At 48.9% G+C, this 14555-nt stretch carries 13 protein-coding genes and 1 pseudogene; 2 read left to right on the top strand and 12 right to left on the bottom strand.

Annotated features, from left to right (window positions below; translation table 11 throughout):
• Positions 1 to 259: 259 nt before the first annotated feature.
• From BKE30_RS03530 to BKE30_RS03510, 5 genes and pseudogenes are all read right to left on the bottom strand, one after another.
• Positions 260 to 1372, bottom strand: a complete 1113-nt coding sequence (locus BKE30_RS03530) for an amidohydrolase family protein (protein WP_076877279.1) — start codon at positions 1370 to 1372, stop codon at positions 260 to 262.
• Between the two features lie 56 nt (positions 1373 to 1428).
• A complete protein-coding gene (locus BKE30_RS03525; RefSeq protein ID WP_076877278.1) occupies positions 1429 to 2202 on the bottom strand; it encodes an SDR family oxidoreductase in 774 nt (257 codons plus the stop codon).
• A gap of 91 nt (positions 2203 to 2293) precedes the next feature.
• Entirely contained in the window at positions 2294 to 2986 is a 693-nt protein-coding gene (locus BKE30_RS03520) for a histidine phosphatase family protein (protein WP_076877277.1), read from the bottom strand.
• 78 nt (positions 2987 to 3064) lie between these two features.
• Positions 3065 to 4141 (bottom strand): annotated as a pseudogene (locus BKE30_RS03515) (phosphotransferase family protein); the annotation flags it as partial.
• A gap of 32 nt (positions 4142 to 4173) precedes the next feature.
• Positions 4174 to 5415, bottom strand: coding sequence for an acyl-CoA dehydrogenase family protein (locus BKE30_RS03510; RefSeq protein ID WP_076877275.1), 1242 nt, complete (start codon positions 5413 to 5415; stop codon positions 4174 to 4176).
• 104 nt (positions 5416 to 5519) lie between these two features.
• Between BKE30_RS03510 and BKE30_RS03505 the strand changes: the two genes are divergently transcribed.
• The gene (locus BKE30_RS03505; RefSeq protein WP_083698414.1) at positions 5520 to 6530 is read left to right on the top strand and encodes a LysR family transcriptional regulator; all 1011 of its coding nucleotides are present in this window, start codon (positions 5520 to 5522) and stop codon (positions 6528 to 6530) included.
• 33 nt (positions 6531 to 6563) lie between these two features.
• Here BKE30_RS03505 and epsC read toward each other — a convergent pair whose 3' ends face one another.
• From epsC to BKE30_RS03485, 4 genes are all read right to left on the bottom strand, one after another.
• Positions 6564 to 7499, bottom strand: coding sequence for a serine O-acetyltransferase EpsC (gene epsC, locus BKE30_RS03500; RefSeq protein WP_227518338.1), 936 nt, complete (start codon positions 7497 to 7499; stop codon positions 6564 to 6566).
• Between the two features lie 544 nt (positions 7500 to 8043).
• A complete protein-coding gene (locus tag BKE30_RS03495) occupies positions 8044 to 8295 on the bottom strand; it encodes a hypothetical protein (protein ID WP_076877273.1) in 252 nt (83 codons plus the stop codon).
• Between the two features lie 298 nt (positions 8296 to 8593).
• Positions 8594 to 9388, bottom strand: a complete 795-nt coding sequence (locus BKE30_RS03490) for an SDR family NAD(P)-dependent oxidoreductase (RefSeq protein WP_076877272.1) — start codon at positions 9386 to 9388, stop codon at positions 8594 to 8596.
• Positions 9389 to 9395: 7 nt separating this feature from the next.
• A complete protein-coding gene (locus BKE30_RS03485; protein ID WP_076877271.1) occupies positions 9396 to 9971 on the bottom strand; it encodes a hypothetical protein in 576 nt (191 codons plus the stop codon).
• A gap of 218 nt (positions 9972 to 10189) precedes the next feature.
• Here BKE30_RS03485 and BKE30_RS03480 point away from each other — a divergent pair, with 218 nt between their 5' ends.
• The gene (locus tag BKE30_RS03480; protein ID WP_076877270.1) at positions 10190 to 10744 is read left to right on the top strand and encodes a TetR/AcrR family transcriptional regulator; all 555 of its coding nucleotides are present in this window, start codon (positions 10190 to 10192) and stop codon (positions 10742 to 10744) included.
• A gap of 104 nt (positions 10745 to 10848) precedes the next feature.
• Here the strand turns inward: BKE30_RS03480 and BKE30_RS03475 are convergent, their stop codons facing one another.
• From BKE30_RS03475 to BKE30_RS03465, 3 genes are all read right to left on the bottom strand, one after another.
• Complete coding sequence (locus BKE30_RS03475; RefSeq protein ID WP_076877269.1) at positions 10849 to 12402, bottom strand: flavin-containing monooxygenase; 1554 nt, start codon at positions 12400 to 12402, stop codon at positions 10849 to 10851.
• A 40-nt stretch (positions 12403 to 12442) separates the two neighbouring features.
• On the bottom strand, positions 12443 to 13276 hold the full coding sequence (locus BKE30_RS03470; RefSeq protein WP_076877268.1) for an SDR family NAD(P)-dependent oxidoreductase: 834 nt from the start codon (positions 13274 to 13276) through the stop codon (positions 12443 to 12445).
• A gap of 83 nt (positions 13277 to 13359) precedes the next feature.
• Positions 13360 to 14325 (bottom strand): metal-dependent hydrolase, encoded by a 966-nt coding sequence (locus BKE30_RS03465; protein WP_076877267.1) that lies wholly within the window; start codon positions 14323 to 14325, stop codon positions 13360 to 13362.
• Positions 14326 to 14555: the final 230 nt, after the last annotated feature.

Here is a 14555-nt window from a genome sequence, read left to right as displayed (position 1 = left end):
GACAGCTTCTACCAGCTTTTATACAAAATGCGCCAGTCACTCAGCCAAACTGACGTAATTGGTATAAAAGGCAATAAATTTTAATAATTTATAATTTTTAAAATAGCCTTAAAGTGGTTAAAAAGTATATTGAGCCGTTTTAAAAGATCTCATGCTGAATTGTAATGTCTACTCATCTGCAAGTTCTAAAACCAGAACCCGGCCGCATTACACCGCCGGACTTTTTGATAAAAAATTTTTATTTACTTGCGTAGGCCAACTAAACCAGCCGGTAAAAACGCTTGGCATTGTCACGAAAAATGGCTTGCATGGCCGCATCCCCATGCGGCTGAATCATGCGGGCATAAGCATCCAACAAATTGGTCAGGCTGGTGTTGACCTTATCCATTGGAAAGTTAGAGGCATAAATAATGCGCTGAACCCCAAACACAGCAATGGCATGCTCAATCAGCGGTGACAGTAAATCAACCATTTGTTCTGGACTGGCCAACTGGCGGTTTTTATAAAATGCATGACCCAATACCGGCATCATCAGGCCAGAAATTTTGGCATGGACATTGGGCTGTTCAGCCAGTTGCGCAATATCCTCTTTCCAGTGATGAAAAATATCCTGACGGGCAGCGGTGGTTACACCCGTGTAGTTGCCTACCGGCCCAAACAGGCCAACGGGTGTGCCCAGATGATCCAGCACAATTGGTGTTTGGGGAAAACGACTGGCAAGCTGTGTGACATCAGGAATCTGGTTGGAATACACCCAGGCATCAAAGCTAAGCCCGGTTTTGGCAAATTGCTCAAAGCCCGCCAGAAATTTGCGGTTTGTATATAAATGTGGCGCTTCACTCCACCGCTGTATACCCCAGTCAGGATGATGCGATGCCATACGCCGTAAACCGCGCAGTAAGGGAGTCTGTGCCTGATGCAATTGCAGGATCTTTTTAAACCTGTAGTCTGTAAAATCTGCCGTAGCGACAATACCGCCCAAGCGAATGCCATGCTGCTCAAACGGCAATTGTTTAACCCAGCGGGTTTCGCCCACTACACCGCTGCCTTTGTGGTCGTGCCAGCCGGCTTCAATATGCACCACCTGCTCGACCTGATAGCCGAACTGCTGGTGCTCAGCCTGTAGAGCATCAGCCAACCCATTATTGCCCAGATCAGCAGCATAATCGGCTGGCAAATAGGGTGCCAGTGCATAATCAGTCAGGCCCAGCATATCCATTAATGGTTTTGGCATGGCTTTTCGGGCAACCTGATCCATAAGATACGGATCTTTGCCCAGCAATTTGACCAGCAATGCAGCCCGATGTGGTGTGGTGTAGGGATTCCACTGATGAATATGTGGATCAACAATTGGAAAATCAATCAAACTCATGCCCTGCTCCCTGCTGAACTTATGCGTTTTAAATACGATGGATACTATACCAATAACTAGCTGAGTTTATTCACCAGTCGTAACGGCAGGTTGCGCATCAAAAAGCCCAGTGGCTTCCATGGCCAGTCGGGGACATAAGCCTTCACCGGCTGCTTTTCAATGGCCTTGACCAACGCTTTGCTACCGACTTTTTCGCTCACTTCAAACGGCAGTTTTTTGGCGCCTTCATTGAGTTCAGTACGGATATAGCCGGGGAAAATGGTCGATACTTTAATGGGTGTATCAATCAGCTCGGCGCGGATACCTTCGGTTAAGTGCGCCAGAGCTGCCTTGCTGGCGGCATAGGTAGACAAATGCTTGGGCAATCCCCGCATGGCTGACATGGAGGACATGGTCACCAGATGGCCATAGTTTTGCTTGCGGAAAATCTCAACCGCAGCTTCGCATTGGGCCAGTGCGGAAATAAAGTTGGTTTCAGCCGTTTTGCGGTTAATCTCAAAATGACCCTTGCCAATGCGGCGGCCTTCACCCACCCCAGCGTTAACAATAATCCGGTCTAGCGTGCCACACTGCGCCGCAAACTTGCGAAACACACTAAATACCTGATCATAGTCATTCACATCAAGGCTTTGAATGGCCACTGTAATACCATACTGCTGTTCAAGCTCGGCTTTTAGCTGTTGCAGCCGCTCCAGCCTGCGTGCGCACAAGGCCAGATTATAACCCAGTGCTGCAAACTCACGCGCCATGCCTGCACCCAAGCCCGAGCTGGCACCCGTAATTAAAATCACCTTGCCATTGCTGTTTAACACTTGAGGATTTGTTGCCATATTCTTGTTCCTGCCGTATCAGAATAAAAAAAACCAGACCGCGACCACATCACAAATAGTTGGGATTAATGCCCAATTTTATTGCCCAATCCTAATGCCAAGTCAGCAAGTCACTGGCCTGTCCGCGAAAATGATTATGTTCATTAATGCTTAGTACCGTATGTTTGCGGCCATCACTGCGAATCTGGGTCAGGCCACAATTGACCAGTGCCCAGTTCAGCTCAAAGGTAACCTGATCACTTAAGCCCATGAGCGCCTGCACAATGACGGAAATTACCCCGCCTGAGCTAAACACCACGCTATGTTCACCATTGCTTTGCGCCACAATGTCATTAAACGCAGCATGGCTACGGGCCTGAAACTGCTGCCATGTTTCCGTATAATCGCAATCATACTCACCGCATTGCCAGCGCTGCATGGCAGCACCAAACAGTTTGCCCAGCGTTTTTTTGGGATGCTCAGTGGCCGCAATGGCCTGCATTAGCGCCTGCTTGGTGGGATAGCGTGCGCTGTCCAGATTCATTAGCACCTGTTCATGGTCAAACTCGTTTAGGCCCTTGTGCACTAGCGGATTGAGTACAAAACTGGCCGCACTCAGGCAGCGTTCTGCGGTTTGCTGATGGCGTGCCATTTCACCCATCCACGCCTGATCAAACTGTTGCTGCTGGCTGGCAAACAGCTCACCCAGATGGCGGGCCTGCACAAAGCCCTTGGGCGAAAGCTGGTCATAATTGGCCGCACCAAATGAGGCCTGCCCGTGCCGGATCAAGGTAATGAGTGCCATAATTGCTTATTGTCCTTTGCGTTGGCTGTTTAGTTTTGACAACAGGCTTGAATGTGACAGGACGCTTGAAGCGGTGTGCTGCGCCATGAGTTTTAGGCAGCGCACATGCAGGGCATGCACAATCAGCCAGAAATTTTTAAAGGCCGGGTTACGGGTTTGTTTGTGGTAATAGCGGTAATAAATCTGCTGGGCAATCACCGCCAGCCTGAACATGCCAAACACCTCATAAAAGGTCCAGTTGCTGGTGTGCATGCCGGTTTTATCAAGGTAATATTGCACCACTTCCTTGCGGCTAAACATGCCGGGCAAGTGAGTGGGCTGGCGACGCATAGCTCGCAGGATCATGTTGTCATCCGGCTGCACCCAGTAAGCCAGCGCACTGCCCAGATCCATTAGTGGATCACCCAAGGTCGCCATTTCCCAGTCCAGCACGCCAATTACGCGGGTGGGTTCTTGCGGGTCTAAAATCACATTGTCAAAGCGCCAGTCATTGTGGATGACGCAGGTTTTGCTATCCGCTGGAAGATTGCTTTTGAGCCAGCGCCGCACCAGCTTAAAACTGGGGACATTAAGGGTGCGGGCTTTTTCATAGCGCTTGTCCCAGCCTTCGACCTGCCGCTGGCAATAGCCCGGTTGATTTGGGTCAGTCTTGCCGGTATTTTTACTTAAGCTTGCAAGCTCAGTGCCGTGGTAATCCACCTGATGCAAATCAATTAAGGCATCCAGCACATTGATACACAGCTGCCTGACCTCAGTTTTACCAAAGTTAATTTCCCGAGGCAAATTGGCACGTGGAATAATGCCTTCTACCCGCTGCATTACATAAAAATCACACCCCAGCACTGCCTCATCGGTACACAGTGCCACCATGTCCGGCACCAGTGGATAGGCCGGTTTTAAGGCTTTTTGTACGGTGTATTCACGTACCATGTCATGCGCCGACTTGGCCTTGGTGCCTGCGGGTGGACGGCGCAGAATCAAATCCTGATTGTCATATTCAATGCGGTAGGTCCAGTTGGATGCACCACCGGAATACTGGGTTACACGCGCATTGCCCTGCAAATCCATTCCTTGTGATTTAAGCCACTGCTCCACGGCAGCAATATCCAGCTCCTCGCCACTACGAACCGTGCCGCCAATATCAATCACTGACATATTGTTATTCCCTCAGCTTAATTCTCTATTACTTATCTGGAACGTCTGGAATAGCCGCGTTTGGCCAGTTCAATGCGGGCAATCACACCCTTATGCACCTCATCCGGCCCATCCGCCAGCCGCAAGCTACGCGCCTGTGCAAAAAACCCGGTCAGTGGCGTGTCGCGTGACATGCCTGCCCCACCATGAATTTGCATGGCCATGTCTACTACTTTTTCCAGCACATTTGGCGCAACCACTTTAATGGATGAAATTTCAGTCATGGCCGCCATATTGCCAAAATTGTCCATTTTCCATGCCGCATATAAGGTGAGTAAACGCGCCTGATCAATGGCAATGCGGGCTTCCGCCACTTTTTCACGGTTGCCACCCAGATTTAAAATCGGCTTGCCAAACGCCACCCGGTTCATGCCACGGTCAATCATCAGTTCCAGTGATTTTTCCGCAGCGCCAATGCAGCGCATGCAATGGTGAATCCGGCCTGGCCCAAGGCGGCCCTGTGCAATGGCAAAGCCTTCGCCCGGCCCACCGATAAAATTGGCCACTGGCACACGCACATTGTCAAAACTCACTTCGCCATGGCCATGCGGTGCATCGTAGTCGCCAAATACCGGCAGCATGCGCTCAATGGTCACGCCCGCTGTGTTCACGGGTACCAGTACCATCGAATGCTGGTGGTGGCGATCCTTGCTGTCATCAGGCGTGTGTGCCATAAAAATAATAATCCGCGCATTAGGGTCACCCAGTCCTGATGACCACCACTTGCGACCATTCAGCACAATTTCATCACCGTCAACCACAGCAGTGGCCTGCATATTGGTGGCATCACTGGACGCCACTGCCGGTTCGGTCATACAAAATACCGAACGGATTTCGCCAGCCAGCAGCGGCATTAGCCATTGCTGCTGTTGTGCTTCAGAGCCATAGCGCCATAGCACTTCCATGTTACCGGTATCCGGTGCATTGCAGTTAAACACGGTGGGCGCAATCAGGCTGCGTCCGGTTTGCTCGGCAATATGCGCATACTCCTGAATCGTCAAGCCTGCACCCAGCGTCTCATCCGGCAAAAACATATTCCACAGACCTGCTGCTTTAGCCTTGGCTTTAAGTTCTTCCAGTACGCTTGGCCATTGCCATGTGGTCCAGTCACCACCAATATTGGTGCGGTGGACTTCATGCCAGAAATCTGCCTCAATGGGTTCGATGTGCTGCTGAATAAATTGTCTGGTTTTTTCCAGATACTGCTGCCCGCGCTGGCTGAGTTCAAAATTCATGTAAGCTGTCCTTTCTATACGGTAACGTTGTTTGTTCTAATCGACTGGCTTAAATCTAATTGGTTTTATACAATGAATAAAATGAATTATTTTAATTTTATAGTATGAATCCTGTGCATGATGGCAATTCTCAAGATCGCAACTCATCAAATAACAGCTTAGCAGACAGCAACCCGCTAAGCCGCAATACCCTAGGCCGAATGGATTTAAACCTGTTCCGAGTTTTTGCCGTGGTCTATCGGGAGCGTAACCTAACCCGTGCCGCCGAACAGTTGTTTTTAAGTCAGTCTGCGGTCAGCCATGCCTTAAGCCGGATGCGTGAGCAACTGGATGACCCGTTGTTTGTGCGTGAAGGTCACGGTGTATGTCCCTCGCCGCTGGCCAACCGGTTATGGCCAGATATTGAACAGGCACTCTTGTTGTTTCAGCAAGCCATGCAACGCTCTACCTCATTTGAGGCCAGCCGTGACATCAAGCAACTCACCATCGCCATGAATGATGAAATTGAGCCGGTATTTTTACCACAAATTGTGCAATGGTTTCAGCAACTAGTACCGCATATGCAGCTCAGCAGTGTACGGATTGACCGGCAAACCCTGCGCAGCGATTTAAGCAGCGGACGGATTGATCTGGCCATTGATATTGCCCAGCCCAGTGAACGCGGTATTGCCCACCAGTTGCTGCTGCGTGATGAATTTGTGGTACTTAGTCACCCTGACCATCCTCTGGCACAGGCCAAGCTAGGTGCTGAAGCAAGGATCAGTCATTATATGCAGGCGGAACATATTGCAGTGTCTGCCCGGCGCACTGGACGTGCGGTTGAAGATTTTTTATTTGCCAAACAGGGCATTGACCGAAAGATTAAAATTCGCTGCCAGCAATATGAATCCGCTGGCCGCATTGTGCGCAATGGTCCGTTGTTACTGACCATGCCGCGTAGTCTGGCGCATCAGGTGGCTGAGCATCTGGACATTCAGATTTTGCCGCTGCCCATTGCCATTGAAGACCTTGAATTGCACCTGTACTGGGACATGGACAAAAATCTGGAACAACAAACTGTATGGTTTCGCCAGCAGCTTATGGCCCTGCTAAATACGCAGCTTGATGCACAATAGCTCACTGGTTTGAGCTTGTTTCACTGTGCCATCTTAAACACTGATTTTGGGTTTAGGCATGCTTTGCATGATCTGGCTATGCGGTGGTATATCATGGGTCAGCCACACATTGCCGCCAATCACCGACCCCTTGCCAATGGTGACCCGGCCCAGAATGGTTGCTCCGGCATAAATCACCACGTCGTCTTCAACCACCGGATGACGGGCATAATCCTTTTGCAGGTTGCCGGCATCGTCCACTTCAAAGCGCTTGGCTCCCAACGTCACGGCCTGATAAATTCGTACCCGCGCGCCAATAATGCAGGTTTCACCAATCACCACCCCAGTACCATGATCAATAAAAAAACTTTTGCCAATTTGTGCGCCCGGATGAATATCAATGCCGGTTGCCGAATGGGCCAGTTCGGCAATCATGCGTGCCAGCAGCGGGACATTGTTCTGGTACAGCACATGCGCCAACCGGTGATAGGTAATGGCCAGCATGCCCGGATAACACAGCAGCACTTCATCCACACTGCGCGCAGCAGGGTCGCCTTCATAGGCAGCCTGCACATCACTGTCCAGCAGGCGGCGAATATCCGGCAAGGCATTGGCAAAAGTTTGTACCATACTGCTGGCCTGTTGCTGGATCATGGCGGCATCGGGCTGGTGGTTACTATCACGGATGGTGGCTGAAATCCGGTAGCGGGCTTCATACGCCAGTGTGAGGCGTACCTGCTCATATAGCGCAGACAGCACCTTATCCAGCGTAAACGCAATATACACATCCTCACCTTCCTGCCGCAGGTCGGCCGGGCCAAGCCGCATGGGAAACAAGATACCGCACAGGTCATCCACAATGGCTTTTAGGGCTTCTTTTGACGGCAGCTCACGACCGCCAAACTCTTTGGGCCGATGCTGTGACTCGCGCCAGTCATGACGCGCCTGTTGCAGGCCATGCACAATATTGTCAATTTTCCAGTTTGCCACCGCCATCACCTCAAAAAATCTGCACCCGAAATCTGGTCTTTAACACTTAAAAAAAATCAGGCTTTGTTTATTTCATTCATAGTCTATTAAACCGCGTCCAGCCCCTAGTACCGCAAGTTCATTTGTGTTGCAAAGCTGATGCAAAACAGCACATTGTGTAATTTTCCTATAGCGCAAGCCATCTAAACAGATGTATTAAAAATTTGGCCAAAGCACGGGGAGATCAATAACCGATTTAAAACCTTGTGGTCATGAGTGTAAAAGCTGGCCATCAGCACCGGAAATCATAAAAACTGCCAAGCATATTCAGTTTCTAGCTGAACATGCTGCTGGGTGCAATTCAGGCTATTGTAGCTGTGGGCATAGATGGTGAAGTAACCTGCCCAGTTGCGTTAACTCATTTACAGTTAATTTTTTATATAACAGGGTTGGCCGGATTAAACCAATTGATGAAACCGGATTTATAAGATTGATGTTGTGAGACTACTGTTATAACACTAATGCTATACGCTGTTTGGCATAAACCAGTCTTTACAGTCGAATATCACTGCTCAGCCTGAGTTTTCTCATATTCTGCTACAGAGTCAGTGGATGCAATGGCAGCAGCCTCTCTGGCTTTGGCTTCAGCTTGCAATGCCATATTGGTAATGGCCGCATGATCCGGGCCAGCAACTGGTGTGGCAGACGTGACAGCCGGATTTTGTACCGTCGCTGGTGCAGCGTCCTGCTTAAAATTTTTTGAAAATAAAAAGCCCAACCCGGCAATAATGAATACAATAATAATCAGTCTGCGCATTGCTGTTTTTTTCCGTGTTACTGGCTACCGTGATACCAGTAATTATGCGCTTTTTTGATTAAAAAGATATAAAGCCCAAGTGCTTTTTATGAATAAGGCAAACAATAAGCCTTTTATATTGCTTAGGAAAATCAGGAAAAATTTATTCCATTGAAAACCAATACAGTCTTGCGTTACTAATTTTAAAAATACATTTCCAATTGCAGCGCTACCTCTAAAATGACATGGGTAACGCTGCTAATAATGCCAGTTAGAACCTTAAAAGCCTAACAATTAACAGACTCACATTGAAAGCAGTTTAGTTCTTAAACGGATTGAGGCGATTGCCCAAGTGATATTGCAGGCTAATCGGTAAAGGACGCATACTGCTGGCAATCAGCTTGTTAACCTTACCAGGCACACACACTGGCTTGCCTTTCATTACTGCGGCCCAGCCTTCGCGCACCACATCTTCCGGTTGCTGCCATAAAATATCCGGCAGTTTATTGGCCTGATTGCGTGTACCCATAATGTCGTGAAACTCGCTGTGGGTAAAGCCGGGACATAATGCAGTCACATGAATACCCTGTGGTTTGAGTTCCATATCCAGCGACTGTGAAATATCCAGCACATAACTTTTAATACCGGTATACAACAGGCTGGCACCCGGTGGTGAAAACGCAGCAACGGATGACAGGTTGATAATTCGGCCCCAGCCTTTGCTACGCATGTGCGGGATTACCCGATGGCACAACTCGGTCACTGCGGTTACCATCAGCTGTATTTCACCAGCCAGTGCAGACCATGGCGTAGCGGCAAAGGCATCCTTACCGGACAGGCCGGCATTGTTAATTAGCACATCAATGCTTAGTCCCTGCGCCGTGGCATAGGCCATGATGTCAGCAGGTGCTGTGGTTTGCGTGAGGTCAGCAGCAAATACCTCACAGCGAATCCCATGCTGGCTGGTCAGTTCTACGCCCAATGCCTCAAGGCGTTCGACCCGGCGGGCCACCAGCAGCAGGTCATAGCCTTCACTGGCCAGAAAACGGGCAAAAGTCGCGCCAATGCCTGCTGAAGCGCCTGTAATTAATGCGGTGCGGTTTTGTTTTTTCATGGTGAACTCACTGATATGATGAAGTTAAAGCTGGAATTTGTGCGCTGCTGGCCTGAAAGCCATGGCGGACACGGCCAATATCGCCACGGTAATCATGCTGTGGGCCTTGCAATAAAAACGGATACGGAATCTGGCGCTGCTTCTTGTTAAACCCCCAGGTGCCAATGCCCAGATAACGTCCATCATCCAGTTTGCGGATTTCATCGACCATGTTGATGGCACCGCATAGCGAATGAAAATAGCGATACACCAACTGATAGGCAGGCTGCCCGTCATAGCGCGATGGCGCAATCAGGGTTTGCATCGGATAAAGCTGGATCGTCTTGCGCCCCAGCAAAAACGTGTTGTAGCCCCGACCTGTGTGCTGGTCTACCGGACGAAATGCCTTGGATTGCCACGGCAATAATGGATTACTGAGGCTTAGGCCTGCAAGAGTGGCCAGAGGATTCGGCTGGCTGAGCATACTGGCGGCATATTCACCGTGCATTTCTTCAATGGTGGGTGCCTGCAAGGTAGAAAACAAAACCACCAGTTGTTCGGTGGAAAGCGACTGTACGTCAATTAATTCGGCATGGTTCTTCATGGATTGCTCAATGGGTTATTTATCTTGAACGTCATTCAAGATATAATACTAGCCAGCATCCTGTAGGGCTGTCAAGCTGCTTTAGATCGCTGCCTGTATTTGTATAGCATTTTTTGTATTGCAGTTGCAGCGTGATGCGCTTCTTTAAAATTTGGGTTTTGTTGGATTTGGTTGGGTTTTATTTAGTTTCAAGCTGTATTGAATGACAGGAGTATTTTATGCCGCGTAACCACCGCACGCAGGATCGGGAAGAAAAACGCAACCTGATTATTGACGCGGCACAGCACTTGTTCTTACGCGCAGGCTATGAGGCCACGGCCATGACCCGATTGGCCAGTGCAGCTGGCATCGCGCCCAATACCATTTACTGGTATTTCAAGGACAAGGATGATGTGCTGATTGCCGTACTGGATCGGGAGCTGTCGGCGCGGATGGCAGATTACCTCAAACAGTCATTTGACAACATGACCGCGCGTTTGCTGTGGGTGGTGAATCAGCTGGAACTGGTCAGTCCGCTGGTGAGTACCGTGCATGCGCGTGCCCAGCTTGCCCCGGCGATCCATGGTTGGCATGAGCAGTTTCATCGCCTGATCGAAGCCTTGCTGCGCGTGGAGCTGGAAGCCGCAGGCATCCCGGCAGAACATATTGAGGCAGTCATGAATATCTGGGTGTTTACCATTGAAGGCCTGCTTACCCATACAATGACAGCCAGCCAGAAGCAGCAGATTTGCCAGACCTTGAGCCTTGGCATTCCCCAGCAGGCCAGTGCTTAAACGCCTAGCCAAGCTATTAACAAACTTTTCCACAAAAATAAGGCCTATCAATAGATAGGCCTTATGGATTAATTACGTTGATGACTGACTATGAATAAGTCAGATCAGGAGGCTTCTTTAGCCGTATTAGGGTTTGCATCGCTATTGGCTGCTGCACCATATTGCAGGTTGTAATCCTCAAGATTCAGGGCGCTTAGGCGAGCTTTCAGGGTTTTCAACGACCATGGCCATGCAGCAAAGTTGCGGCCATTGGCATCCAGATAATAGCTCTGGCAGCCACCACTGTTAAACACGGTGGTTTTCAGGTGCTTCTGAACTTTTTCATTATGTGCTTTGAGTACCTGTGGCTTGATAGACAACTTGCTAATACCCTGCGCTTTAATTTTAAGCAGGCCATCAACAATATAGTCCAGCTGGGCTTCAGCCAGCCCAATGAAAGAATCATACACCAGTACGTTTGGCCCTAGCACCAAAAAGGCATTCGGTACGTTTTCAATGCTGGTGCCCAGATAGGCTTCTGGTGAAGTGTTTTTCCACAATTCAGCCAGCACCTGCCCTTTTTCATTCTTAACGCGCTTGCCAATGGGCGGATGAGACACCTCAAAGCCAGTGCCCCAGATAATCACATCCACTTCATGGCGCTCGCCATTGGCTGCCACCACGGTATTGCCTTCCACTTTCACCAGACCATGCGGGATCAGCTTGGTATTGGGTTGTTGCAAGGCCGGGTAATAGTTGTTGGCAAACAGTAGGCGCTTACAGCCAATGGTAAAGTTAGGCGTCACGTTTTTCAGCAGTTCCGGGTCTTTGACCTGCGCCTTGAGTACCTGCTTAAAGACTTCGCCTACCGGTTTTAACACGGCTGGATTTCTCAAGCCAAAGTTAATGGCATTTAGTGACAATGCCACCGCTTTACGCCAGTTTTTCTGAATGGCTGGATATTTGGCAATAACTGATTTGCTAAACTCGCTTAGATCGGTGTCCGGTTTTGGCACTACCCATGGCGCAGTCCGCTGGAATACATATAAATCTTTGGCCAGTGGCTGGATTTGTGGCACAAACTGAATGGCTGATGCCCCAGTACCAATCACGGCAATACGCTTGCCAGTCAGGTCATAGTCATGGTTCCAGCGTGCTGAATGGAACATCTCACCGGTAAAGGTTTCAATGCCATCCAGCTTTGGAATTTGTGCCTCTGTAATCGGGCCAGTGGCAAAAATGACCGTTCTGGACAAATACAGGCCATTGGTGGTTTGCAGTTCCCACAGGTGCTGGGCTTCATTCCATTCGGCGTTGAGCAGCTCATTGTTAAATTCAATCAGCGAGGTAATATTGAACTGGTTGCTGGTTTCTTCCAGATAATTCAGGATTTCCGGCTGGCGTGCAAACAGATGGCTCCACTTGGCACTCGGCGCAAAAGAGTATGAATACAGGCTTGATGGCACATCACAGCCACAGCCGGGATAGGTGTTTTCACGCCATGTACCACCCACACGGCTGGCTTTTTCAATAATCTTGAAGTTGGTATAGCCTTCCTTGTTGAGGCGAATGGCTGCTGCAATCCCGGAAATGCCTGCACCCACAATAAAGGTGTCATAAATATGCGCGGGGGTTGCCGTTTTTTTGGCACGGCTATTTGTTTTTACTGATGTCGTCATGAAAAAATCTACCTATAAACGATGTATTGAACCAGCCTGTTTATTTGAACAGTCTGTAGCCAGTGCCCAGAAACTTGGCATATAAACTGGGCGATGCACGTTTCATCAGCCAGAACAGCTTGGCATCAATTTGCGGGATGGTATAAAGCGCATTGCTGTCCAGCCGGTTCAGGGTCAGACGGGCCACGTCATCACTGGTGGTCATGGCATAGTTCATCAGCGCATGGTCGGCCAGCTTGGAATAACGACCGGGAATGCGGCCATTTTTGATGATATTGGTCGGCACCAGTGTCGGGCACAGTACATTGACTTTAATATCAAACTTGGCCAGCTCGGCAGACAGCGTTTCAGATAAAGCGCGCACGCCTGCCTTGGTCACGTTATAGGCGGTCATTTCGGGTGCAGCAGTATAAGACGCAGCAGATGCCACGTTAATGATGGCGCCATAACCCAGTTGCTTGAACTTAGGCACAAAATAATGACAGCCATGAATCACGCCCCACAGGTTGACATGCATACACCACTGCCAGTCATCCAGTGTTAGCTCATCAAACTTGCCACCTAGTCCTACACCGGCATTGTTAATTACCAGTGTTGGCAAATGCTGCATCAGCACTTCAGCCTGATCGGCCAGTTGCTGTACCTGTGCTTTGTCGCCTACATCGCATTGCACTGCAAATCCTTTTGCACCAGCCTGTGCCATCAGGGCTACAGTTTCTTCTGCGGCAGCCAGATTAATATCTGCACACACCACCATACCGCCACGGCGCGCCAGTTCCAGTGCAAAGCTGCGGCCAATGCCACTGCCTGCCCCGGTCACCACTGCATAGGCGTTCTGGCTAGGCTTCTGCTTTTTCTTGCCAAATAAACTCATAATTAATCCAAAACCACTATTAATCCAAAACCATTCGGGAAAACCAGCCCTCACTCAAACGATGGCTGGATATGGGTTAATGCTTAAGCTGCGCGAATCGGGGGAAAGAATTCCTTGGTCATATAACGGGCCAGCAAGCCAGTATCCTGATTTAGCAGTTTGTCCTTGTAGTAAGCCAGATACTCACTGGTATCGTGGTCATTCGGGTGAAAATCCGGCCGCATATAATCAAACACATGCTGGAAAGTACTGCCATACACCCCATCTTTGGGACTAAAAATAACTTTGGCACTGTAAAGCGCATCTTTCCAAAACGTAGGGCTGATCATATTGGAAGGCTTGCGCAGGAAAGGAATTAAAAAGCCACCCAGCGACACCAGTCCGATAATGGTAAAGGTTGCCAAGGCAAAACCCGCCATGCGCAAGGCATAACTGCCATTTAATAATTGATAGACATCATAGGCGATATCCTTGTGCTCGGATTCTTCCAGCATGTGCCACTGCCATAAGGCCTTGGTTTTTTCATCATCAATAATTTCGTCAAAAATATATTCATGCTTCATGGCATATTCGGCAATCACCGCAGTGAAGTGTTCAATCCCGGCCATTAAGGACAGCTTGAGCGGCTGAGGAAACTTTAAGAATCCATAATCAAACACGTTTTTGGCCAGAAAGCGGTAGAACTCAACCGGGAAATCGTGTTTTTTCAGGATTTCATTCCATTCATTATGTACCTTGGAATGAATAGCTTCCTGACCAATTAAGGCAGTCACACGCTGCTTTAAGATGGGATCCTGCACAAAGTCACGATGATAACGTGCGGTTTCAATCACCAGATCCTCACCAAAGGTCAGGAAAATTGATAAGGCTTCAAAATACGCAGACGCCAGTTCAGTATTGCGAAAAAAGCGGTGATTCAGTTCTTTGGCATCAAATTTAAAATTAAAGTGGCGAATTGGAATGGGTTCTTTGCTGGCAAAATCAGGGAGCTGAATTTCACGATAGAACTTGAGCTTTTTGAGTGATTTCCGAACAGCTGTGGCAACCATGGCAATACCTATTTAAATAAAAGAATTAACGTCACGTTAAGAACCACTTGCCAACTAAAGCCCTGATTTAAGCATTTTCAGAGATTGAGCAAGCGCTTGCTTGGTTAAGTCTGATCATTTCAGCACAATGTTTACAGCTTGCAAATGAGAAAAACTTGCCAGTTTCCTGATAGTTTTAGCTACCCACCCTGCATGCAGATGAATAGCTAAAAACCGGTATAAGTTAAAAC

This window comes from Alkanindiges hydrocarboniclasticus (assembly GCF_001982605.1).
Classification (GTDB): domain Bacteria; phylum Pseudomonadota; class Gammaproteobacteria; order Pseudomonadales; family Moraxellaceae; genus Alkanindiges; species Alkanindiges hydrocarboniclasticus.
The sequence above is the reverse complement of the archived record's forward strand: the minus strand, read 5'-3'. Positions and strand labels throughout refer to the sequence as shown.

Excerpts from the sequence above, each read along its gene's own strand:
- BKE30_RS03490 (WP_076877272.1), bottom strand. The coding sequence starts at position 9,388 with ATGAAAAAACAAAACCGCACCGCATTAATTACAGGCGCTTCAGCAGGC.
- BKE30_RS03465 (WP_076877267.1), bottom strand. The coding sequence starts at position 14,325 with ATGGTTGCCACAGCTGTTCGGAAATCACTCAAAAAGCTCAAGTTCTAT.
- BKE30_RS03520 (WP_076877277.1), bottom strand. The coding sequence starts at position 2,986 with ATGGCACTCATTACCTTGATCCGGCACGGGCAGGCCTCATTTGGTGCG.
- BKE30_RS03505 (WP_083698414.1), top strand. The coding sequence starts at position 5,520 with ATGAATCCTGTGCATGATGGCAATTCTCAAGATCGCAACTCATCAAAT.
- BKE30_RS03475 (WP_076877269.1), bottom strand. The coding sequence starts at position 12,402 with ATGACGACATCAGTAAAAACAAATAGCCGTGCCAAAAAAACGGCAACC.
- BKE30_RS03530 (WP_076877279.1), bottom strand. The coding sequence starts at position 1,372 with ATGAGTTTGATTGATTTTCCAATTGTTGATCCACATATTCATCAGTGG.
- BKE30_RS03485 (WP_076877271.1), bottom strand. The coding sequence starts at position 9,971 with ATGAAGAACCATGCCGAATTAATTGACGTACAGTCGCTTTCCACCGAA.
- BKE30_RS03495 (WP_076877273.1), bottom strand. The coding sequence starts at position 8,295 with ATGCGCAGACTGATTATTATTGTATTCATTATTGCCGGGTTGGGCTTT.
- BKE30_RS03480 (WP_076877270.1), top strand. The coding sequence starts at position 10,190 with ATGCCGCGTAACCACCGCACGCAGGATCGGGAAGAAAAACGCAACCTG.
- BKE30_RS03510 (WP_076877275.1), bottom strand. The coding sequence starts at position 5,415 with ATGAATTTTGAACTCAGCCAGCGCGGGCAGCAGTATCTGGAAAAAACC.
- BKE30_RS03525 (WP_076877278.1), bottom strand. The coding sequence starts at position 2,202 with ATGGCAACAAATCCTCAAGTGTTAAACAGCAATGGCAAGGTGATTTTA.
- BKE30_RS03470 (WP_076877268.1), bottom strand. The coding sequence starts at position 13,276 with ATGAGTTTATTTGGCAAGAAAAAGCAGAAGCCTAGCCAGAACGCCTAT.